Here is a 20554-nt window from a genome sequence, read left to right as displayed (position 1 = left end):
TCAGTAGTTTGGCGTTTTGCAAACTGGCTTGGGCCAGATGGTAGCGACGAACGGTAGCCTTCGATGCAGAGCGCCCCCCTGTGGGAGCGCGTTTGCTAAGGGACCGGTTTTTCCAGTTCGCCACGCAGTTGGCTCATGGCCTGCAGGTTGCTCTTGCGCACAGCATCGACAAACCCCGGGTAGGGCATATCGGTGATCGCCACCAGCCCGAGGTGGCCGTTCTCGCCATCGAGCAAGCGACCGCTGGCCGGCTGGTCGAGGTACTGGAACCAGTGCGCGCCAACGATCATCGGCTGCGCCAGGGCGGCCTTGAGGAAATTGCCGTAGGCCGGGCCACGGTCTTCTTCTCGCGCCAGCTCCAGTGGCCCCGGCCAGAACGGCCCGCGATCGCGCGAACCAAACTGGAACTCGGACACCAGCACCGGCTTGTCCAGTTCGGCCAGGCGAGCGAAGTCGTAGCCGTCCTGCGGCTTGAGGGTATAGAAGTTGAAGCTGAGCACATCGCAGAACTCGGCACAGGCCTTGACCGCCTCGGGTGTGCTGACGGCATAGCGGCCACCCAGCAGCAAGTGATTGGGCGCATGCCATTTCAACGAGTCGGCAATGGTCTTGAAGTAGGTTTCGGCAAATACCTGTTGGAAGTGCTGGAAGTCACGTTCGATTTCCGGGTGCTCCGGGTTGGGCAGCGGCGCCTCGAAGCCTGGGTCCTCCATCAATTCCCAGGCCGTCAGCTCAATGCCCCAGGCCTTGGACAGCCCTTCCTGGTTGCGATACTTGTCGCGCAGTTGCTTGAGAAACGCGCGCTTGGCCGGCACGTCGGTGGTCAGGCGCAAGGTGCCATAGGCCAGGCCATAACGGGCCTTGGGGTCGTCGCCCGGGGCAGCCCAGGCCAGTTCGTTGTCGGCGAAGTAGCCGATCAGCCAAGGGTCATCGCGGTGATCACGTGCAGCGATAGCCACGGCGCGCTCGGTGGCCATGGCAAAACGCGGGTCGAACGGGTCGGGCATACTGCCCCACCAGTCCATGCCGGTGCTGATGCTGGCGTAATCGCCCACGATCGACAGCGGCAAGGTGTAGGGCATTCGCTTGGCCTGGCCCAGCGCGGGTTCGCTCCAGTTGCCGACCGTATTGAAACCCCAGGCCTGCAAACGGTCGAGCGCGTGTGCCTGCCAGCGATCGGCATCCAGTACCAGGGGCGGGCAGTTGGCTGGTTGCCCCTCTACGGCAGGTGGGCAGGGTTTGCCGTAGGTACGTTGCACGTTGGCGGCATAAAAGTCGAACCAGCGGCCTTGCTTGAAATTGCGCCCTTGCGAAGAGGCATTGCCGTCGTCATTGTTGCCTTCGCCATAGAATGCGGCCAGTGCATCACCTTCGCCCGGCAACGCCTTGAACATGCCTTCACGGCCTGCGACGTAGGTGCGACCACCGTCTGTCGCTACCGCATTGACCCCCAGGGAATAGAACGGATGCCCCTCCGGCGTTACCAGGTACCAGCGGCCATTGCGTTTCTCGGTGCGGAAGAAGCCCTTGGCCTCGAACGCCGGCCCGGCCAGCAGCCCGCCATAGCTGTCCAGTGGCTGCTTGCCTCGTTCCGCCAGCCAGCCCTTTAGCTGCTGCTGTTCACGGGTATCGGCCGCCTTGAGCTGCTCGTCGTTGGCAACCTTCTCCGGCCAGTTGCCACGAGTGGACTGGCCATAGGTATCGATCAGCTCGTGATAGGCCGCCTGGTAGGCCTGGTCGTCATCCTGAATGCCAACCCGTTCGATCAGCAGGTTTTGCGCAACCTTCGGGTTGGGGATGCTCAGGCTGACCGAGGCCACTTGCTTCAGGTCGACCGCCCCGGCGCTGCTGGTCAGCAACAGCCGCTGGCCAGCATGGTTCCAGGGCATTGGCGGGCCGGCGCGCATGCCCTGGCTCAGCGGCGAACTGGCTGTCAGCGGCACCATCACGGTTTGCGCGGGGCCGGCCGGCAGGTCGATACGGCTGGTCAAGGTACGACCATCGCTGCCTTGCACCGTGACATCCACGGTCAACGCCCAATCCATGGCACTTTGCAGGCGCAAGGTCAGGAACTGCCCGGCGGACCAGTCCCACACGCCACCTTGCGGGCTCAGGCGCAACGTTGGCCGCTGGGCCGGGTTGAACACCACACGCCGCAACACCTCGCCTTCGGCTGTTTGCTCCGCGTTGTACTGCGGCATGCCGGCATCCTCGGTCGCCACATTGACCACCGAGGCCGGACGCACGAAGCTGAACAGCGTCTGCTGCCCAGCCAGCAAAGGCGAGCTGAACAACAGGGCGAAAACGGCGGGCAGGGTACGGCGGACCATAAGGCTGGTGCTCTCCTTCAGGGCCGTCATGGCCCAAGACTGAGTAATGGACAATGCACCGGAGCAAGTGCTCCGGCAATCAGGAAATCTCCCGCCGGAACGGCGGCAGCGCGTTGAGAATAGCCTTGCCGTAGCGCTGGGTGACCAGGCGCCGGTCGAGCAAGGTAATGACACCGCGATCCTGCTCGGTACGCAGCAGGCGGCCACAGGCCTGGATCAGCTTCAGCGAGGCATCGGGCACGGCAATTTCCATGAATGGGTTGCCACCGCGGGCCTCGATCCACTCCGACAAAGCGGCTTCCACCGGATCGTCGGGCACGGAGAAAGGAATCTTGGCGATGACCACATGCTCGCAGTAAGCACCCGGCAGGTCGACACCCTCGGCAAAGCTGGCCAGGCCGAACAACACGCTGTGCTGGCCATCGTCGACCCGCGCCTTGTGCTTGTTCAGGGTTTCCTGCTTGGACAGGTTGCCCTGGATCAGCACCAGCTTGCGCCAGTCGCGGTCCAGGCCGTCGAACACATCCTGCATCTGCTTGCGTGACGAAAACAGCACCAGTGCGCCACGGGCATCTTCGACGATGTTCGGCAACTCGCGGATGATCGCCGCCGTGTGCGCCGCCGCATCACGGGGGTCGGCCTGCAGGTCGGGGACTCGCAACAGGCCGGCATCGCCATGCACGAACGGGCTGGGCACCACGCAGGTAACGGCATCGCGCGGCAACCCCGAGCGCATGCGGAAGCGGTCGAACTTGCCCAGCGCGGTCAATGTCGCCGAGGTCACCAGCGCGCCATGGGCCACGCTCCACAGGCTGCGACGCAGCATTTCCGCGGCGAGGATGGGGCTGGCATTGACTTCGATATCGAACAGCGCGCCGCTCTCGGCCAGCGTCAGCCAGCGCGCCATGGGGGGGCTGTCTTCCGGGTCTTCGGCGGTAAAGGCCGTCCACAGCTCCCAGTTGCCCTGGGCACGGGTGACCAGGCTGCCGAACAGTGGATACCACTCCTCGGCCTGGTGGCTGGCAATGCCGATGTTGACCTCGCCGTCCATGCCCTCCTTGAGCAGGTCGGCCAGGCGGGTGAACAGGTCGTTGAGGCGCGCAAAGCCCTTTTTCAGCTCGATGCCTACTTCGCGAATCTGCTCCGGCACCACCCCACCCTCGAAACGGTAACGCGGGCGCTCACGGCCTTCGGTGTCCTCGCTGGGGCGGAAGTCAGCCACCTGTTCGCACAGGGTGAACATGAACTGCTGCTGGGTGCGCACTTCTCGCGCCAGCTCAGGCACTTGCTCGATGTACTTGCCCAGGTCGCCGGGCAGCGGATGCTGAGCCAGCAGCTTGGTCAGGTTCTTGGCGGTCTGCTCCAGCCAGTCGGCGGTGGAACGCAGCCGCGAATAATGGGCGAAATGGCCGATGGCCTTGTCTGGAAGGTGGTGGCCTTCGTCGAATACGTACATGGTATCGCGTGGGTCGGGCAATACCGCGCCGCCGCCCAGCGCCAGGTCGGCCAGGACCATGTCGTGGTTGGTGACGATCACATCGACCTTGCCCATGCCTTCGCGCGCCTTGTAGAACACGCACTGCTGGAAGTTCGGGCAGTGGCGGCCGGTGCACTGGCTGTGATCGGTGGTCAGGCGTGCCCAGTCCTGGTCTTCCAGAGCCTCGGGCCAGCTGTCACGGTCACCGTCCCAGCGGTTGCCGGCGAGCTTCTCGATCATGCTGGTGAACAGCTTCTGGCTGCGCTCGTCGACCTCGATGCGGAAGCCTTCTTCTTCGAACAGCTGGGCGGTGGCCGACTGGGCGTGGCCTTCCTGCAGCAAGATGTCGAGCTTGGACAGGCACAGGTAACGGCCACGGCCCTTGGCCAGGGCAAAGCTGAAGTTGAGGCCGCTGCTGCGCATCAGGTCGGGCAGGTCCTTGAAGACGATCTGCTCCTGCAGGGCCACGGTGGCGGTGGCAATCACCAGCCGTTTGCCGGCGGCCTTGGCGGCCGGGATGGCCGCCAGGCTGTAGGCCACGGTCTTGCCGGTACCGGTGCCCGCCTCCACCGCCACCACGGCAGGCTCGCCGGCACGGCGGCCTTCATCGTCGCAGGCAATGTCGCCAAGCACCTTGGCCACTTCGGCGATCATCAGGCGCTGGCCATAGCGCGGCTTGAGGCTCTTGGCTTCGAGAAAACGCGAATAGGCGCCCTGGATGGTGGCTTTGAGTTCGTTGCTGATCATGGTCTGCGGCGCCCGGAGGGCTGGATATATTTTCAGTGTTTCACACGGGGCGGCTATCATACCCCGCTATTGCCCTTTGTGCCGCATGGAGATCCGGATGCTCGCCTTTGCCCTGCCCTACACACTGCATGTTCTGGCCGCCCTGGTATGGGTCGGCGGCATGTTCTTCGCCTGGCTGGTGCTACGCCCGGCAACGGTTGCAGCCCTTGAAGGGCCTGCCCGCCTGCGCTTGTGGGTGGAAGTTTTCCGACGCTTCTTCGGCTGGGTCTGGCTGGCGGTGGCGATCTTGGCGATAAGTGGTATCGGCATGTTGCACCTGCGCTTCAGCGGTTTCGAGACCGCGCCCAAGTACGTGCAGGTGATGATCGGTGGCGGGATCGCCATGTTCGCCTTGTTCATGCGTATTCAGGCGTTGCTGCTGCCGGAGCTGAAAGCGGCCGTGCTGGCCGAGGATTGGCCGACGGGTGCGGCGGTGCTGGGGCGGATTCGGCGGATGGTGGGCATCAACCTGCTGCTGGGCCTGGCAGTGGTGGCAGTGGCCAGCTCGCGCCTGATGTTCTGACCGCTGATTTTCTGAAACCTGCGTTATCCCTGTAGGAGCAGCCTTGTGCTGCGAAGAGGCCGGCAAGCCTAAAGCCTTTCTTCGACAGGTATGGCCTCTTCGCAGCACAAGGCTGCTCCTACAGAGGTAGTCTGAGCTGAGGTCCCCCCAGCGTTCAGAGGTGCTCCAGGATCAACTCCCCCGCCGCCCCTGCCAAGCCGGGCTGGCCCGGCTGCCCTGGCCGGCCATTGGCCCCAGCATCGGTGCTGTACACCAGGCAACCCTTGCTAGCCCCACCTTTACCAGCCTTGCCTGCCGCCCCGGGCTTGCCCGGTGCGCCGCCATCCAAGCGCACGACAATGCGTTCTTGCGCGAAGCCCTGCGGCACGCTCAGGCGAATACGCCCACCCGGTGCGCCATCATGCCCATTGCCACCATCGTCACCATTGGCACCGCGGCTGGCCTGGCCCCAAGTGCAGCCACCGGCTTGGCCGTTACCACCATCAAGCCCTACATAACCTGGCGCACCGGCGCCGCCACGGGCATCGATCGCGACTCGCTCGGCATCCAGTTCTGCCAGTTTCAGGTCCAGGCTGCGGCCCGAGCGGGCTGCACGCTGGTAACTGCCCGCCGCCCCCGGTGCACTGAACTCACTGCCCTCGCCTAGCCGCGCGCTGCGCGCTTCAATCAGCAACGGGTTATCGGAAGGTGCAATGGCGATACGCGCATCACGCCCAAGCTCAAGTTGATCGACCTTCAGTTCCGCGAGCGAGGCCGGCAATAGCAAGGTCGCCGCGTCGGCGACACGCAGGTGCGTGAGGTGCACACTGGCTGACTTGTCGGGCAGGCGCAGCATGGAATTGGCAGCGACTTCCAGGCTTTCGGCCTGGGCCAGGGGAGCGGCCAACATGGCCAGCAACATCAGATTACGCATTACGCGGCGCCTCCTGCGCACGGGGAATGGACATGACATGGAAGATACCCGTCAGCAGGATCTGCAAGCGGTCGAACCAGCGGTGGCTGCGCCCACGCAGGCTGCCATTGAAGAACAGCACTTCGAGCAGATGCAAGCCGAACAGGACGATACCCGCGGCATTGATCAGCAGATTGAAGGGCAAGGGTTGTGGCATCAGCTGATTGAACAACACCACACCCCAGAAAGCGACCGTCAGGACCTTGCCCAGGCCCAGGATGAACTTCATACCCCGCCCCTATCGATTGTTGTTATGTCGAGACGGCCCGATCGAGCGGGCCGTGCGCCCCACATTAACTGCAATGCCAAGGCAGGCGCCAGCACCGCTCAGTTGAGGTGCAGCTCCACCCGTCGGTTGCGCGCGCGGCCCTCTTCGGTTTCGTTGTCGGTGACCGGCTCGCTTTCGCCACGGCCCTGGCTGGTGACCTTGCCGGCCTCCAGGCCCTGGCCAATCAGGTACTCGGCCACACTGCTGGCGCGGCGTTCGGAAAGCGCCTGGTTGTAGCTGTCGGAGCCCACGTTGTCGGTGTGCCCGATCACACGGACCTTGGCCACGGTCGGTGAATTGAGTTTCGCCACCAGGCCTTGCAAGCGCTGCTGAGCCGCCGGCGTCAGATCGGCGGAATCGAAGGCGAACATCACCGCGCCATTGTCATCGAGGATGATCACCTCGGGCGAGGGTTCAGGCGCAGTGGCAGGTGCCGCTGCCGGGTACTCCTTCAACGGGCAGCCCATGTGGTCGACCGCTGTATTGGCCGGGGTATCAGGGCAGTAGTCGCGGCGGTCGAAAATACCGTCGCCGTCTTCGTCACCGTCCTGGGCGTAGCAGATCAGCCCACCGGCGATGGCGCCCAGGGCACCACCACCAGCGGCCCAGGTAGAACTTTCGATGGCACCCAGGCCACCACCGACCAAGCCGCCCAGCAGGCTGCAGATGGGCCAGGTCCTTTGGTTGAGGGGCGCGCTGCCATCGCTGTGCGTGGCGCAGCCCGCGAGCAGGCTGGCAGCCACCAACAGCGGCAATGCCGCCTTCGACGTCACACTCATGCTGAATGCTCCTGTGTCATTGGCCACGAACGGCTGACCGGCATGAAGACGCGCCCGTGCCACTGCTCAAGGCACGGGCGCACGCCGTTTTACCGCTGGATCTTGATCTCGGTACGACGGTTCATGGCCCGCCCTTCGGCCGTGGCATTGTCAGCCACAGGTTGGGTTTCACCGGCACCGACCACCGAAACGAAGCTGCTGCGCGGTACACCGCTCTCGACCAGGTAATCGGTCACCGAGTGGGCGCGGCGCTCGGACAGTTTCTGGTTGTAGCTGTCGGAGCCGACACTGTCGGTATGGCCGCTGACACTCAACCGAGCGGATGGCGCTTCCTGCTTCAGGCGCGTGGCAATGGTATTGAGGCGCTCTTTGTCGCTGGCAGTCAGGCGCGCAGAATCGAACTCGAAGTGCACATCGCGGATGACGATGACTTCTTCCTTCTGCACCACCACTTCCTCGACCACTGCTGCCGGCTCAGGCGGGCATCCGTTGGCATCGACCTGCACGCCACGCGGGGTGCCTGGGCACTTGTCACGGCTGTCCGGCACGCCGTCGCCATCCTCGTCGCCATCGCCATGGGCCCAGCAATAGCCCGCCGCCAGGCCACCGCCCAGCAACGCGCCCCAGCCAGCCCAGCTGGAACTCTCGATGGCGCCCAGGGCGGCGCCGCCTACACCCCCGACGGCGGCACACTTCGGCCAGTCGGTTTTTTGCAAACCTGCACAACCAGTCAACACACTGGTGAGCAGTACCAGGGGTAACGCTGTGCGTACTATGCTCATTTCATTGCTTCTCCTAGGGGGAATCGGCATAAGGCCGATCTCTGGGAGTAAAGACCGCCCATTCCATCCCTGCCAGCAATAAGCCACGACGTGGTCATATGCCCCTTTGCCCGCACGCTGCGGCCCGCTAGTCTTGGACGACTTGAACGAGGACTGGCAATGACCGACGGTTTTTCCCAACGCACCCCACAGCAGGCTTTGGCCGCACTGCTGGAGCGCTTCACCCCGCAACGCCTGCTGCTGGTCGGCACGCGCTTCCCGGCGCTGGACGCCTTCGCCCAGGCGCACCCGCAGGTAACCATTGCCAGCGCAGCCCCAGGGCCGTTGCCGAGTGAACTGGCCGCCCAACGGTTTGACCTGGCGGTTCTGGTGGACTGCCTGGAGCACCTGCCCAAGCGTACCGGCCTGGAGCTGCTCGGTGGCATTCGCAACCTCAATGCCAGCCGGGTTGCCGTGCTGGCCGACCTGGCCGCCTGCGGTTGGCAGGACACCGACTTTTTCGCCCTGGCCTTGTCGGCCAGCGAGAAATTCTGCCGTGACCAGCAGGTTTTGAGCCTGTTCACCTATGATCTACATGACTACAAGCAGGTCCCGGACTGGCTCAACGCCAGGTTCTGGGCCAACCCTGAAAACTTCGGCAAGTACTGGTGGTGAAGATGAGTGTCTCGGTCTGCCCTTGTGGCAGTGGCAACCTGCTTGACGCCTGCTGCGGGCATTACCACGCTGGTACCTCGGCACCGGATGCCCAGGCGCTGATGCGCTCACGCTACAGTGCCTACGTGCTGGGCCTGGTCGACTACCTGGTGGCCACCACCCTGCCGGCCCAGCAGGCCGACCTGGACCGTGCCGCCATGGCAGCCTGGAGCGCCCAGAGCACCTGGCTGGGCCTGGAGGTGGAAAGCGCAGAAGTGCTGGGCGGCCAGCCGGAACACGGCTTTGTCACCTTCACCGCACGCTGGCACGACCAGGAAGGCGATCACCAGCACCGCGAGCGCTCGGCATTCGTACAGCATGCCGGGCGCTGGTACTTCATCGACCCCACGGTCGGGCTGAAGGCTGGGCGCAACGACCCTTGTCCCTGCGCCAGCGGGCAGAAATTCAAGAAATGCTGCGCCAGTTATGTAGGGAGCTGAACATGATCGACCGCGCCCGTCTGCTACTGCTCGGTACGCTGATGGCATGGCTGACGGGCTGCGCCAGTTGGGGCGGCGACGACTGGCGCGAACCCGAAGTGCACCTGGCCGAGGTCGAAACGGTCAAGGCCAGGTTGCTGGAACAGGAATTCGTGTTGCACCTGCGGGTCGACAACCCCAATGACAGCCGCTTGTTCATCCGCAACCTGTCGTACGCAATTCGCCTCAACGACCTGCTGCTGGTGCAGGATGAAACCAGCGTATGGCGCAGCGTGGGCGGGCATGCCAGGCGCACCTTCAAGATCACCGCACGAACCAACCTGTGGCAGCACCTCAAACCCCTGGCCAAGCTGCTGAGAAGCAAGCAGCCGCTGCATTACTCCCTGCAGGGAGAACTGGCGACCGGGCTGCTCATCCATCGGGACCTGCACTTATCGCGCAGTGGTGAGATAATCCCCGGCGATCATATCCCGGAGTAACCCTGCAATGTCCCAACAACCCCACGTTCATGGCCCTGACTGCAACCACGACCATGACCATCACCATGATCACGGCCATGTGCACGGCCCGCACTGCAACCACGGTCACCAGGAGCCGGTACGCAACGCCCTGAAGGACGTTGGCCGTAACGACCCATGCCCGTGCGGCAGCGAGAAGAAGTTCAAGAAGTGCCACGGCGCCTGATTGGCTGACGCTCTGTGGGAGCGGACATGCCCGTTCCCACAGCGGTGCTACGCGGCTTTGCGCCGGTTCGTCCCCAGTAGGTCCTGGTACCACAGGCCGGCGTCATAGGCGATGGTCACCAAGGTGGTCCCGACATAGCGCGGGTGTTGGGCCATGCGCTGGGCAACCGAAAGGCAGGCTGCGGCGGTATTGCCGACGAAAATGCCACTTTGCATGTAGAACCAGCGCTGCGCGGCCAGCATTTCGGCATGCTGCACCTGGGCCCGTTCGTCCACCAGCGACCAATCCATGAACGGTGGGCATACCCCCACTGCCATGCCTTCGAAGCGATGATCGGCGAACACACCCGCCCTCGAGTCGCAACCGCTGGGGTCGACCAGCACCGTCGACACCTCGAAACCATGGTCCTTCAACCCCAGGGTAATACCGGTGAAACTGGCGCCAGTGCCCGCGCAGCCGACGAACAGGATCTCCCGCCCGGCCCCGGCGTTGGTCAGTTGCACGGCCAGCTCGCTGGCTGTCTGGTAACGATGGGCTTCGACACCCACCGGGTTGTTGAACTGATCGGTATAAAAGTATGACTTGCCCAACGCGGCCTGGTTGTCCAGGTGATGCATCACCACATCCTTGGGTGTGGCACCGGCCATCAGCATTTCCTTGCCGATCAGACGGGCACCGAAGCACTCCAGCAGGTCCCGCTTGGTCTGGCTGAAACTCAGCCCGACTGCCAGCTCCACGGCGACCTGGTACTTGTGACAAGCCGCCAGCAAGCCAAACCCGAAACTGCCACCGGTTTTTTCGATGACGGTCGTCACCCCGGGAATGATGTCGCCATTGCGCACGGCATGCTCGACGATGCGCCGGGCCGCGCGGAACTTGTGGCTACCGCCTGGGTTGTTCATTTCCAGCTTGGTGTAGATGCGATCACTGACGCTGATGAGCTCGCTCATTTGCGGCTACCTTCCATTGAAGTATGCAGGCAGGCCTTGTTCTGCAGCAGGCCGGCAGTGGCAAACAGCAGCCCCACGCAAAGGACCATGCAGATGGCATTGGTGCCGTCCCAACCGACCGAACTCAGCAACAGCGAAGGGCTGAATGCGCCGATGGTGGCGAAAATGGCGATGGCCAAATCGTTCTTGCCCTGCATCTGCATCGCGGCCGGGCTGTTTTGCAACGACTGGGCGAGCAAGGCACCGCCGCCTACATACGTCAGGTTCCACCCCAGGCCGAGGGCAATCAGCGCCAGGGTCATCATGGCGTAGCTGTGCGACCAGATATTCAACGCCGAGCAACCGATCAACAGGGCCAGGCCCGCGCAGATGGTGGTCCTGATGCCCAGCCGCTGGATGATGGCACCGGTGAAGAACGACGGGGCGAACATGGCAATCACATGCCACTGGATCGCCAGGCGCACATCCGAGAAGTCCTCATGCATGTGTTTCATGTGCATCGAGGCCTGGATCATCAACAGGTTCATGATCCCGTAGCCCAGCGCGGCAACGGCCATTGCCACCATCACGCTCGGGCTCGCAGGCTCAGTGCGGGTGCCGGCCGACCTGGCTGTGTGGTTGACCGCTGTGGCCGTGCCGGCATCGTCGGGCAGGCACAGGGCAATCAGCAGTGACAGCAGCGCCAGGCCGACGAACGCGGCATAACACAGCGAAAACAGTGGGTAACCGCCCACGTCCCGCAGCCACTCGGTGAGTGTCGGCCCGACCACAGCGGCGATGACACCCCCTGCCACCACCAGTGAAAGGGCCTTGGGCTTCAGGGCCTGGGAAAGATTGTCGGTGGCGGCGAAGCGGTTGAAGTTGGCGAACGCGATGTACACGCCCAACGCAGAATGGCTGAGTACCAGGGTTGGAAAATGCTGGTGCTGCACTGCCAGGAAGCCGCTTACACCAGACAGCGCCAAGGGAATCGCCCCCAGCATGAAGGCCTTCTTACGGCCGATGCGGCTCATCAACCTGGAAACCGGGTAAGTTGCCAACATCAGGCACAGAAACTGAAACCCGTACGGTACCGTGGACCACGCGGCGTCAGGCGCCAGCGCTGCGCCAACGATGGCCGCCATGGTCACCGACATGACGGCAGTCGTCAGGTTGATCGACTGTGCGGTGAAATACAGGTAGGTGCGCCGCGGTAGCGTGCTGTTCATAGTGCATGCTCGTGGTAGGTGGTCAGGTCGATTTCGGCATCGGGGAATACGCAGATCAGCCGTTCCTTGCCTTTACCCAAGCGTTTGCGCTTGACGCTCAGGCGACCGATGCGCCGAGGTGAATCGAGGTGCGTACCACCGCACGGAATTTCGATGCCGTTGTAGGTCCACAAACGCGCGTCTTCCAACCCCTGGACCGGGTAATGCTCGATGGGCGCCGCGCAGCCGATCAGTTCATTGGCCCGCCGTTCGATTTCATCCACCTCTTCGGCAGTGAAGGCGTCCTCGACCAGGAAATCGAAACGCGCCGAATCCTCTTTGATATGGCAGCCGATGGTCCATTGCTTCAACTCTTCACGCAGCCCGATGGCGGCGGCGTACAGGAAGTGGCTGGCGCTGTGAGACAGCGTCAACCGTTCGCGCCGTTCGACATCGATCGTGACCCGCGCCGGCATGCCTGCGGTGACATCATCCAGCAGGTGCAGGTCATCAGGGTGCACACTGTGAATAATGATGCCGCCCAATTTTCCGCCTTTGAAACCTTCGAGGCGAATGGGGCTTCCGTAGAGTTTTTTAACCCAGATAAACCGTACGGTACCAATGGGCAGTTCAATCGTGCCGATGTCTGCTTCCTGGCCGCCACCTTCTGGATAGGCCACGGTACTTTGCAACTCGATACCGTCACTGTGGACCCGGGTTACTTGCGTATTCGCACCCGCCAGGTGTTGGTCTTTGTAATACAGTTTCTCGGTATTGCGTAAAACTTCATAGTTCAGAGCGTTCATGATTCAAGTACCACCTGCAATGATGTTTTAACCTGGACCCGGGCAGCGGCTGGGACGTCTTTTGTAATAATGCAGCCCGGCCCGATGAATGCGCCGTCGCCGACGTGGATAGCACCCAGCACACTGGCGAAAGCGCCAACCTGCACGCGGTTGCCGAGGGTCGGGTGGCGAGGGCTCGAAGGGTTGTCACTGATACCGCGGGCACCCAGGGTGACGCCGCCAAGCACGTAGCAATCGTCACCGATGGTCGAGGTTTCACCAATGACGGTGCCCATGCCGTGATCGATGATGAAGCGCGCACCGATACGGCTGCGGAAATGGATTTCCGCACCGGAGAGCATTTTCCCGCGCCTTGAAATCATGGCGGCCAGGCACTGGCCGCCAGCACCGTAGGTAGAAGCCGTATTGCTGTAGATCCAATGGGCGAGCCGATAATGTAAAACCGCAGAATACGAAGTATAGGTTTTTGCAATGAATACCAGGTCGCGACCAGCCGCCGGGTCTTTCTGGGCAAATGCCTGCAAATCGGCATGAGCCTGTTCAGTAACACTTTCAATAATCAACGTTTCTTTCAGCGCTTCGAACTCGTCGATTGAACAGCACTCCAATAACGCCGAGGTCACAAGGTTTTTTACAACTTTGAATGACGCCAGTTCGTCAAGCACAGGGAGCCTGGCAATGACGGCTGATTGCATGTCCATAGTATGCATGGGCTTGATATCCAGTAGTCTGGTCTGCACAGACGCTAAAAGTGCCGCCTTTGCTGGCAGCCGAAAGTTCCGACAAGGGGATAGTGGCATGTACTGGCCATTTGCAAACGAACAGTCGACAAGCATTTCCGTTAACTGTTAGGCTTTTTTTTCTAACGGTTTGGGACTCGCCATGAACCCCAGCAGCCTTCATCACCTGTTGAAACAACGCCTGGATGCAGGCGAGTGGTTGCCAGGGCAACGCATGCCCTCCATTCGCAAACTGACGGCTGCAGTCGATTTCAGTTACCACGACGTCGTATCGGCCTATGCCCAACTGGTCAGCGAAGGTGTGTTGACGGCCTCACCCGGCCGAGGCTACTTCGTCGCAAACCGGGCTCGGCAAGCGAGCGTTATCCACGAGCCCGAGTGCATGGCCGGCGATCCGCTGTTTCGGCTGCTGCAGGGCGGCCAGCACTACACCAAGCTGGGCAGTGGCTGGTTGCCCCCTGCGTGGCGTGACACCGAGCTGCTGGCCAAGGCGATTCGGCGCACGGCGCGGCTGGAACAAAGCTCACTGGCAGAGTACGGCGACATCCAGGGTTACCTGCCCATGCGCAAACAGTTGTGCGTGCACATGAAGCGGCTGACCCGTGTCGAAGCCCGCCCCAACCAGTTGCTGACCACACTGGGTGCCACCCAAGGCCTGGACCTGGTCGCACGGTTGTTGATCAAGCCAGGCGACCACGTTTTCGTCGACGAACCGGGCAACGGCAACCTGATCAAGCTGATCCAGCTGGCGGGTGGGCACGTCGTCGGCATTCGGCGGACCCAGGACGGGCCCGACGTGGAAGAAATGCGCAGCTACCTGACCACGCACAAGGTCAAAGCGTTTTTCTGCAACAGCACCTTCCACAACCCGACCGGCAGCAACATCAGCCCACATAACGCCTTCAGCGTCCTGCGCCTGGCGGTGGAGCACGAGTTCTTCGTGGTCGAGGACGATGTGTATGGCGACTTCAGCCCCGCCGTGCGCCAGACCTTTGCCGAGTTGGACAACCTTGACCGGGTTATCTATATCGGCAGCTTCTCCAAATGCCTGTCGGCATCGCTGCGTGTGGGGTTCATTGCCTGCTCGCAAGACCTGATCGAACCGCTGACGCGCCTGAAACTGCTGACCTGCGTCGCCGTACCGGCGTTTTGCGAACGCTTCGTCAACACCATACTGTCGGATGGCACCTATGCCCGGCACATGAAGGACGTGCAGCAGCGCCTGATCCGCCAGCAAGTCCAGACCCAGCGCTTGCTGCTCGAACGCGGCTGGCAGTTCGATATAGCACCGCAAGGGGGCATGTTCCTCTGGGTCTACCACCCGGACCTGCCAAACCTGCAACCCTTCATGCGCAAACTGGAGCAACACAAGATCCTGTTGATGCCCGGTTCTGCGTTTGCGGTCACCCGTGACTACCAGCGCTACGCACGTATCAACTGCACGCATTTTTCCGACACCCTGGCTGACCACTTCGACGTCTGACCCGGCGTAATCAAATAAACCGACCTGGGACCTTGCATGGCGCCTGCGCGCTAACTACCTTAGCGCCTTTCCAAACCAGCCTCGCCTTGCAGGAGCCCTTGTCATGGCCGCCCCCGCCTTTCCTCCCTTCCGCCTGCGGTTCGCCACCGCCGCCACGCTGCTCGGCATGCTCGGGCTGGCCGGCTGCCAGACGGGCGGCTACCAGGACAGCGTGCCACCGACCAGCGGCGTGCAGCCGCTCAAAGGCTTGGCGCAAAACGTTTCGGTGCGGCGCAATGCCATGGGCGCGCCCCTGATCGAAAGCAGCAGTTTCCACGATGCGCTGTTCAGCTTGGGCTATGTGCACGCCGGCGACCGCATCGAGCAGATGGTCGCCATGCGCCTGCTCGCCCAGGGCCGCCTGGCCGAACTGGCCGGCAGCGAAGCGTTGGATATCGACCGCCTGATGCGCGCCGCCAACCTCAAGCAGAGCGCCGCCCAGCAGTACGCCGACGCGTCGCCACGGCTCAAGCGCTTCTTCGAGGTGTACGCGCGCGGGGTCAACGCCTACCTGTTCCGCTACCGCGACAAGCTGCCGGCCGGCCTGGCCAACAGTGGTTATCGCCCCGAGTACTGGAAGCCCGAAGACTCGGCGCTGATCTTCTGCCTGTACGCGTTCAGCCAATCGGTGAACCTGCAGGAGGAACTCAGCGCCCTGACCTTGGCGCAGAAAGCCGGCAGCGACAAGCTGGCCTGGCTGCTGCCCGGGGCCCCGGACGAGCCGTTGGCCGAAATGGAAGTGGACAAGCTCAAGAGCCTGAACCTGGCCAGCCAGTTGCCGGGGCTGCCAGCCCTGGCCGCTGCCAGCCAGAAGCTGGCCGACCTCGATTTGCTCGGCAGCCCAGGCTCGGCCAACCTGGCCCTGGCCCCGCAACGCAGCCGCAGCGGCAAGAGCCTGCTGGCCAGTGACAGCCGTGCCGCCTGGGCCCTGAGCCCGGTACAGATCAACACCAGCAAGTACCAGGTTGCCGGCCTGTCGTTGCCGGGCCTGCCGATTGCGCTGGCCGGCTACAACGGCAAGCTGGCCTGGAGCAGCAGCGCGGTAATGGCCGACAACCAGGACCTGTTCATCGAGCAACTGCGCCGCCAAGGCAACCAACTGAGCTACCTGGCCGATGGCAAATGGTTGCCGGCCCGCGCCCGTAGCGAAACCTTCTTCGTGCGTGGCCAACGCCCCCTGCGGGAGGTGATGTATGACACCCGCCACGGCACCCTGCTGGCCCAGCCAGACAACGCCAGCCTGGGCCTGGCACTGAACCTGCCGCAGTTCAAGGGTGACCGCAGCCTGGATGCACTGTTCGACCTGACCCGGGCCAAAAACGTGGAACGGGCCTTCGACAGCACCCGGGAAGTCACTGCTGCTGCCCTCAACTTCGTGTTCGCCGAACCTGAGCATATTGGCTGGCAGGTCAGCGGCCGCTACCCCAATCGCCGCGAAGGCCAGGGCCTGCTGCCCTCGCCGGGCTGGGACGGACGTTACGACTGGGACGGCTATGCCGACCCGATGCTGCACCCGTACGACCAGGACCCACCCGCTGGCTGGATCGGCCACGCCAACCAGCGCAGCCTGCCGCGCGGCTATGGCATGCAGCTGTCCAGCACCTGGTACTACCCCGAACGCGCCGAACGCCTGGCGCAGTTGGCCGGCAATGGCCGCCACGACAGCCGCAGCCTGATGGCCGTGCAGAACGATCAGGTAACCTTGCTGGCCGACAAGCTCAAGCAGATGTTCGACGCCCCCGGCATGGCCCAGCCACTGCAGCAAGCGATCGACGCCCTGCCCGCTGCGCAGCGCGACAAGGCCCGCGATACGCTGGCCCGGCTCAAGGCCTTCGATGGTCGCCTGAGCCCGGTGTCGGCAGATGCCGCGCTGTACCAGCTGTTCCTTCAGGAATTCGCTCGGCAGACCTTCCTCGATGACCTGGGCCCGGAGTCCGGCCCAGCCTGGCAGGCGTTCGTCAGCAATGCGCGGTTGTCGTTCTCGGCGCAGGCCGATCACCTGCTGGGCCGCGACGACAGCCCGTTCTGGGACGACCGCAACACCCCGCAAAAAGAAGACAAGCCTGCCATCCTCGCCCGCAGCCTGGCAGGTGCAATGGATGCCGGTATCGCGCAACTGGGCGCCGACCGCCGCGCCTGGCAGTGGGGCAAGCTGCACCAGTACCGCTGGCCGGCACCGGCCTACCATGGCCTGGGCGATGCCATCAGCCGCTCGCCGCTGGCCGCTGGTGGCGACTTCAGCACCTTGGCCCTGACGCCATACGCCTGGGGCAGCGACTTCGACACCCGCCTGCCAGCCTCGGCGCGGATGATCGTCGACTTCGGCCAGGCCGAACCCTTGCAGATGCTGACCAGCAGCGGCCAGTCCGGCAACCCGGCCAGCGCGCATTACAGCGATGGGCTGGATGCCTGGTTCAAAGGGCGCTTCATGAGCCTGCCGCTGCAACAGCAGAACTTCGGAAGGGCGTATGGCAACCAGCGTTTGACCTTGGTGCCGGGTCGGTAAGGCATTGATCAAACGATGCGCGGGTGCGGCTACCAAAAGATTTTCAGCGCCAGCGAAATCGAGCGCCGCCCGCGCGGCGCATCGCGAGCAAGCTCGCTCCTACATTTTTTCGGGCCAATGAGTCCTGAGCCAAGCAAGCGCGAACGCCTTGGTGCATGGCTCGGTATCGAAGGGTACAAACAAGGCGATCGCGTGCCGCCCCAACAGGCATGACTGGCCCGAAACAAATGTAGGAGCGAGCTTGCTCGCGATGCGCCGCGCGGGCGGCGCTCGATCTTACAGGCGCTGCCAGCCTTGCGCCCAACACCCGCCCCCCAACCCGTCCGAACTTCCCTCCACCACCACGGTTCCTAACTGGTAACACAACCAGTGCACATAGCCCATGGACCTTGTCATCGCCCGCCCCGAAGGCCTGTACTGCCCGCCCGGCGATTTCTACATCGACCCCTGGCGGCCCGTGGACCGTGCCGTGATCACCCATGGCCACGGTGACCATGCCCGGGCCGGCAATGGCCATTATCTGACCGCCAGCCCCGGTGCCGGTATCCTGCGCAGCCGCCTGGGCCTGGACATCGATTTGCAGACCCTGCCCTACGGCGAGCGCCTGTTGCACCATGGGGTGACCCTGAGCCTGCACCCTGCCGGGCACGTGCTGGGCTCGGCACAGGTGCGCCTGGAGTATCAGGGGGAAGTCTGGGTCGCATCCGGTGACTACAAGGTAGAGCCAGATGGCACCTGCACCGCCTTCGAACCGGTGGCGTGCCACACCTTCATCACCGAATCGACCTTCGGCCTGCCGATCTACCGCTGGCCCAGCCAAGGCGAGGTCTTCGCCGACATCAACGCCTGGTGGCGGGCCAACAGCGAACAGGGCAAGGCCAGCGTGCTGTTCTGCTATGCCTTCGGCAAGGCCCAGCGGATTTTGCATGGGCTGGATGCCAGCATCGGTCCAATCCTCGTGCATGGCGCCGTCGAGCCGCTCAACCGGGTATATCGGGACGCCGGTATCCATCTGCCGGAAACCCGCTATGCCGGCGATATTCCGCGCAACGACCCACCGCTGCGCAAGGCGCTGGTCCTGGCACCACCGTCGGCCAGCGGCACTAGCTGGATGCGCCGCTTCGGCGATTACAGCGATGCCTTCGCCAGCGGCTGGATGCTGCTACGCGGCACCCGTAGACGGCGTGGCGTGGACCGAGGGTTCGTGCTGTCCGACCACGCCGACTGGCCCGGCCTGCTCTGGGCCATCGGCCAGACCGGTGCCGAACGGGTGATGGTTACCCACGGTTCGGTCAACGTGCTGGTGCGCTACCTCAACGAACAAGGCTTGGATGCCCGCGCCTTCGTCACCGAGTATGGCGACGAAGACGATGCGCCGAATACCGGACCTTCGCCATGAAGGCCTTCGCGTTGCTTTATCTGCGCCTGGACGCCACCACGTCCAGCAACGCCAAGCTTGAGGCATTGCGCGACTACTTCGGCACGGCCCCCGCTGAAGATGCCGCCTGGGCGGTGTACTTTCTGGCCGGCGGGCGCCCACGGCAGCTGGTGCCCACCCGCCTTCTGCGCGAAATGGCCACGGCCCAGGCCGGCCTGCCAGACTGGCTGTTCGAAGAAAGCTATCAGGCCGTGGGCGACTTGGCCGAGACCCTATCGCTGCTGTTGCCGCTGCACGCCGATGACAGCGAAGAAGGCCTGGCCACTTGGGTGGAACAGCACTTGCTGCCCTTGCGCGGGCTGCCACCCGAGCACGTCCGGCAGCGCCTGCCGACGCTCTGGGCGCAGCTGGATCGCCCCAGCTTGATGCTGTGCCTCAAGCTGATTACCGGCAGTTTTCGCGTGGGTGTTTCAAAGCTGCTGGTCACCCGCGCCCTCGCGCAGTTGGCCGGGTTGGACGCCAAGCGCGTGGCCCAGCGCCTGGTCGGTTACACCGATATCAGCCATAGCCCCACGGCGGCCGACTACCAGAAGCTGATCGCTCCAGAGACCGCCGATGAGCACAGCCAGCGTGGCGGCCAACCCTACCCATTCTTCCTGGCCCACCCGCTGCAAGCCTCCACCGACCAATTCGATACCCTGCTCGGCCCCCCAAGCGACTGGCAAATCGAGTGGAAGTGGGACGGCATTCGCGCCCAGGTGGTCAAGCGCGATGGCCAGCTGTGGGTCTGGTCGCGCGGCGAGGAGCTGGTTACCGAGCGATTCCCCGAACTGCACAGTCTGGCGCAGACGCTACCCGATGGCGTGGTAGTCGACGGCGAAATTCTCGTCCGGAAGCCCGCTGACTCAGGCGCTGAACTGGCCGTGCAGCCTTTCGCCGTGCTACAGCAGCGCATCGGGCGCAAAACGCTGGGAAAAAAATTGCTGCAGGATGCACCCGTCGTACTGCAGGCCTACGACCTGCTGGAGTGGCGGGGCGAAGACTGGCGCAGCCGACCACAGCACGAACGCCGCAGGCAACTGGAACGCTTGGTCGATGAACACCCGCTTACCCCTGTACTGTTGTCGCCTCTGCTGACAGGCTCGGACTGGGCCGACCTTGCCCGCCAGCGCGAGCGGTCGCGCAGCCTGGGCGTCGAGGGCCTGATGCTCAAGCAACGCGAGGCGCTGTACGGCGTTGGCCGCACCAAGGACATGGGTACCTGGTGGAAGTGGAAGGTCGACCCCTTCAGCGTCGATGCCGTGTTGCTCTATGCCCAGCGTGGCCATGGGCGGCGGGCCAGCCTGTACAGCGACTACACCTTCGCCGTATGGGATGCGCCGGTAGGCACGCCTGGGCGGGTGCTGGTGCCTTTTGCCAAGGCCTATTCCGGGCTCAGTGACGAAGAAATGCGCAAGGTCGACGCGATCATTCGCAAAACCACGGTGGAAACCTTCGGCCCAGTGCGCAGTGTGACACCAACGCTGGTATTCGAGCTGGGCTTCGAAGGCATCGCTCTGTCCCGGCGCCACAAAAGCGGTATTGCCGTGCGCTTTCCGCGCATGCTGCGCTGGCGGCTGGACAAGCCGGTGGAACAGGCAGATGACTTGGCGACCCTGCAGGCCTTGCTGGCCTGAAAAAGTTGCGACCGCGCTACACGGATGGAGGCGCAAGGCCAAAAACTATGCTTCTATCTGTGTGCCAACCCGTGT

19 protein-coding genes are annotated in these 20554 nt (G+C 63.4%); 9 read left to right on the top strand and 10 right to left on the bottom strand.

Annotated features, from left to right (window positions below):
* Nucleotides 1–95: 95 nt before the first annotated feature.
* Entirely contained in the window at nt 96–2330 is a 2235-nt protein-coding gene (locus ACNFBR_RS12795; RefSeq protein WP_416735224.1) for a beta-galactosidase, read from the bottom strand.
* 79 nt (nt 2331–2409) lie between these two features.
* Nucleotides 2410–4554: an ATP-dependent DNA helicase DinG gene (gene dinG, locus ACNFBR_RS12790; protein ID WP_416735223.1), complete on the bottom strand. Its 2145-nt coding sequence runs from the start codon at nt 4552–4554 to the stop codon at nt 2410–2412.
* A gap of 97 nt (nt 4555–4651) precedes the next feature.
* On the opposite strand from dinG, the gene ACNFBR_RS12785 reads away from it, so the two are divergent.
* Nucleotides 4652–5116, top strand: coding sequence for a CopD family protein (locus tag ACNFBR_RS12785; RefSeq protein ID WP_416735222.1), 465 nt, complete (start codon nt 4652–4654; stop codon nt 5114–5116).
* Nucleotides 5117–5270: 154 nt separating this feature from the next.
* On the opposite strand, the gene ACNFBR_RS12780 is transcribed toward ACNFBR_RS12785, so the two are convergent.
* From ACNFBR_RS12780 to ACNFBR_RS12765, 4 genes are all read right to left on the bottom strand, one after another.
* Entirely contained in the window at nt 5271–6029 is a 759-nt protein-coding gene (locus ACNFBR_RS12780) for a collagen-like protein (RefSeq protein WP_416735221.1), read from the bottom strand.
* Entirely contained in the window at nt 6022–6297 is a 276-nt protein-coding gene (locus tag ACNFBR_RS12775) for a DUF1145 domain-containing protein (protein WP_416735220.1), read from the bottom strand. Before ACNFBR_RS12775 ends, ACNFBR_RS12780 begins: the two co-directional genes overlap by 8 nt.
* A 98-nt stretch (nt 6298–6395) precedes the next feature.
* A complete protein-coding gene (locus ACNFBR_RS12770; protein ID WP_416735219.1) occupies nt 6396–7115 on the bottom strand; it encodes an OmpA family protein in 720 nt (239 codons plus the stop codon).
* A gap of 89 nt (nt 7116–7204) precedes the next feature.
* Nucleotides 7205–7897 carry an OmpA family protein gene (locus tag ACNFBR_RS12765; RefSeq protein WP_416735218.1) on the bottom strand — a complete coding sequence of 231 codons (693 nt, stop codon included), beginning with the start codon at nt 7895–7897 and terminating at the stop codon, nt 7205–7207.
* Nucleotides 7898–8056: 159 nt separating this feature from the next.
* Here ACNFBR_RS12765 and ACNFBR_RS12760 point away from each other — a divergent pair, with 159 nt between their 5' ends.
* Genes ACNFBR_RS12760 through ACNFBR_RS12745 form a run of 4 tightly spaced genes read left to right on the top strand, consistent with a single transcriptional unit; the run spans nt 8057 to nt 9714 of the window.
* A complete protein-coding gene (locus ACNFBR_RS12760) occupies nt 8057–8551 on the top strand; it encodes a DUF6231 family protein (protein WP_416735217.1) in 495 nt (164 codons plus the stop codon).
* 2 nt (nt 8552–8553) lie between these two features.
* On the top strand, nt 8554–9030 hold the full coding sequence (locus tag ACNFBR_RS12755) for a YchJ family protein (RefSeq protein WP_416735216.1): 477 nt from the start codon (nt 8554–8556) through the stop codon (nt 9028–9030).
* A gap of 2 nt (nt 9031–9032) precedes the next feature.
* Nucleotides 9033–9509 carry an LEA type 2 family protein gene (locus tag ACNFBR_RS12750; RefSeq protein WP_416735215.1) on the top strand — a complete coding sequence of 159 codons (477 nt, stop codon included), beginning with the start codon at nt 9033–9035 and terminating at the stop codon, nt 9507–9509.
* A 7-nt stretch (nt 9510–9516) separates the two neighbouring features.
* The gene (locus tag ACNFBR_RS12745; protein ID WP_009684590.1) at nt 9517–9714 is read left to right on the top strand and encodes an SEC-C metal-binding domain-containing protein; all 198 of its coding nucleotides are present in this window, start codon (nt 9517–9519) and stop codon (nt 9712–9714) included.
* A gap of 47 nt (nt 9715–9761) precedes the next feature.
* On the opposite strand, the gene ACNFBR_RS12740 is transcribed toward ACNFBR_RS12745, so the two are convergent.
* The 4 genes from ACNFBR_RS12740 to ACNFBR_RS12725 are packed head-to-tail and all read right to left on the bottom strand — an operon-like array spanning nt 9762 to nt 13367.
* Nucleotides 9762–10664: a pyridoxal-phosphate dependent enzyme gene (locus ACNFBR_RS12740; RefSeq protein WP_416735214.1), complete on the bottom strand. Its 903-nt coding sequence runs from the start codon at nt 10662–10664 to the stop codon at nt 9762–9764.
* Nucleotides 10661–11872, bottom strand: a complete 1212-nt coding sequence (locus ACNFBR_RS12735) for an MFS transporter (protein ID WP_416735213.1) — start codon at nt 11870–11872, stop codon at nt 10661–10663. Before ACNFBR_RS12735 ends, ACNFBR_RS12740 begins: the two co-directional genes overlap by 4 nt.
* Nucleotides 11869–12657 carry an alanyl-tRNA editing protein gene (locus ACNFBR_RS12730; RefSeq protein ID WP_416735212.1) on the bottom strand — a complete coding sequence of 263 codons (789 nt, stop codon included), beginning with the start codon at nt 12655–12657 and terminating at the stop codon, nt 11869–11871. Before ACNFBR_RS12730 ends, ACNFBR_RS12735 begins: the two co-directional genes overlap by 4 nt.
* Complete coding sequence (locus ACNFBR_RS12725; protein ID WP_416735211.1) at nt 12654–13367, bottom strand: serine O-acetyltransferase; 714 nt, start codon at nt 13365–13367, stop codon at nt 12654–12656. Before ACNFBR_RS12725 ends, ACNFBR_RS12730 begins: the two co-directional genes overlap by 4 nt.
* Before the next feature lie 172 nt (nt 13368–13539).
* Here ACNFBR_RS12725 and ACNFBR_RS12720 point away from each other — a divergent pair, with 172 nt between their 5' ends.
* The 4 genes from ACNFBR_RS12720 (at nt 13540) to ACNFBR_RS12705 (ending at nt 20479) form a co-directional block, all read left to right on the top strand.
* On the top strand, nt 13540–14880 hold the full coding sequence (locus tag ACNFBR_RS12720; protein WP_416735210.1) for a PLP-dependent aminotransferase family protein: 1341 nt from the start codon (nt 13540–13542) through the stop codon (nt 14878–14880).
* Between the two features lie 103 nt (nt 14881–14983).
* Nucleotides 14984–17425 carry a penicillin acylase family protein gene (locus ACNFBR_RS12715; protein WP_416735209.1) on the top strand — a complete coding sequence of 814 codons (2442 nt, stop codon included), beginning with the start codon at nt 14984–14986 and terminating at the stop codon, nt 17423–17425.
* Nucleotides 17426–17807: 382 nt separating this feature from the next.
* Entirely contained in the window at nt 17808–18824 is a 1017-nt protein-coding gene (locus tag ACNFBR_RS12710; RefSeq protein ID WP_416735208.1) for a ligase-associated DNA damage response exonuclease, read from the top strand.
* Nucleotides 18821–20479 carry an ATP-dependent DNA ligase gene (locus tag ACNFBR_RS12705; RefSeq protein ID WP_416735207.1) on the top strand — a complete coding sequence of 553 codons (1659 nt, stop codon included), beginning with the start codon at nt 18821–18823 and terminating at the stop codon, nt 20477–20479. The genes ACNFBR_RS12710 and ACNFBR_RS12705 overlap by 4 nt, the downstream gene beginning before the upstream one ends.
* Nucleotides 20480–20554: the final 75 nt, after the last annotated feature.

The sequence above is a fragment of the Pseudomonas sp. NY11955 genome (genome assembly GCF_048068035.1).
Classification (GTDB): Bacteria; Pseudomonadota; Gammaproteobacteria; order Pseudomonadales; family Pseudomonadaceae; genus Aquipseudomonas.
Note: the sequence above shows the minus strand (reverse complement) of the source record. Positions and strands in the feature narration are given on the sequence as shown.

Bases quoted from the DNA above. Each gene is read 5' to 3' on its own strand.
- ACNFBR_RS12775 (WP_416735220.1), bottom strand. From the start codon at position 6,297: ATGAAGTTCATCCTGGGCCTGGGCAAGGTCCTGACGGTCGCTTTCTGG.
- ACNFBR_RS12740 (WP_416735214.1), bottom strand. From the start codon at position 10,664: ATGAGCGAGCTCATCAGCGTCAGTGATCGCATCTACACCAAGCTGGAA.
- ACNFBR_RS12705 (WP_416735207.1), top strand. From the start codon at position 18,821: ATGAAGGCCTTCGCGTTGCTTTATCTGCGCCTGGACGCCACCACGTCC.
- ACNFBR_RS12715 (WP_416735209.1), top strand. From the start codon at position 14,984: ATGGCCGCCCCCGCCTTTCCTCCCTTCCGCCTGCGGTTCGCCACCGCC.
- ACNFBR_RS12795 (WP_416735224.1), bottom strand. From the start codon at position 2,330: ATGGTCCGCCGTACCCTGCCCGCCGTTTTCGCCCTGTTGTTCAGCTCG.
- ACNFBR_RS12735 (WP_416735213.1), bottom strand. From the start codon at position 11,872: ATGAACAGCACGCTACCGCGGCGCACCTACCTGTATTTCACCGCACAG.
- ACNFBR_RS12755 (WP_416735216.1), top strand. From the start codon at position 8,554: ATGAGTGTCTCGGTCTGCCCTTGTGGCAGTGGCAACCTGCTTGACGCC.
- ACNFBR_RS12770 (WP_416735219.1), bottom strand. From the start codon at position 7,115: ATGAGTGTGACGTCGAAGGCGGCATTGCCGCTGTTGGTGGCTGCCAGC.
- ACNFBR_RS12720 (WP_416735210.1), top strand. From the start codon at position 13,540: ATGAACCCCAGCAGCCTTCATCACCTGTTGAAACAACGCCTGGATGCA.
- dinG (WP_416735223.1), bottom strand. From the start codon at position 4,554: ATGATCAGCAACGAACTCAAAGCCACCATCCAGGGCGCCTATTCGCGT.
- ACNFBR_RS12750 (WP_416735215.1), top strand. From the start codon at position 9,033: ATGATCGACCGCGCCCGTCTGCTACTGCTCGGTACGCTGATGGCATGG.
- ACNFBR_RS12745 (WP_009684590.1), top strand. From the start codon at position 9,517: ATGTCCCAACAACCCCACGTTCATGGCCCTGACTGCAACCACGACCAT.
- ACNFBR_RS12760 (WP_416735217.1), top strand. From the start codon at position 8,057: ATGACCGACGGTTTTTCCCAACGCACCCCACAGCAGGCTTTGGCCGCA.
- ACNFBR_RS12765 (WP_416735218.1), bottom strand. From the start codon at position 7,897: ATGAGCATAGTACGCACAGCGTTACCCCTGGTACTGCTCACCAGTGTG.
- ACNFBR_RS12785 (WP_416735222.1), top strand. From the start codon at position 4,652: ATGCTCGCCTTTGCCCTGCCCTACACACTGCATGTTCTGGCCGCCCTG.
- ACNFBR_RS12725 (WP_416735211.1), bottom strand. From the start codon at position 13,367: ATGCATACTATGGACATGCAATCAGCCGTCATTGCCAGGCTCCCTGTG.
- ACNFBR_RS12780 (WP_416735221.1), bottom strand. From the start codon at position 6,029: ATGCGTAATCTGATGTTGCTGGCCATGTTGGCCGCTCCCCTGGCCCAG.
- ACNFBR_RS12730 (WP_416735212.1), bottom strand. From the start codon at position 12,657: ATGAACGCTCTGAACTATGAAGTTTTACGCAATACCGAGAAACTGTAT.
- ACNFBR_RS12710 (WP_416735208.1), top strand. From the start codon at position 17,808: ATGGACCTTGTCATCGCCCGCCCCGAAGGCCTGTACTGCCCGCCCGGC.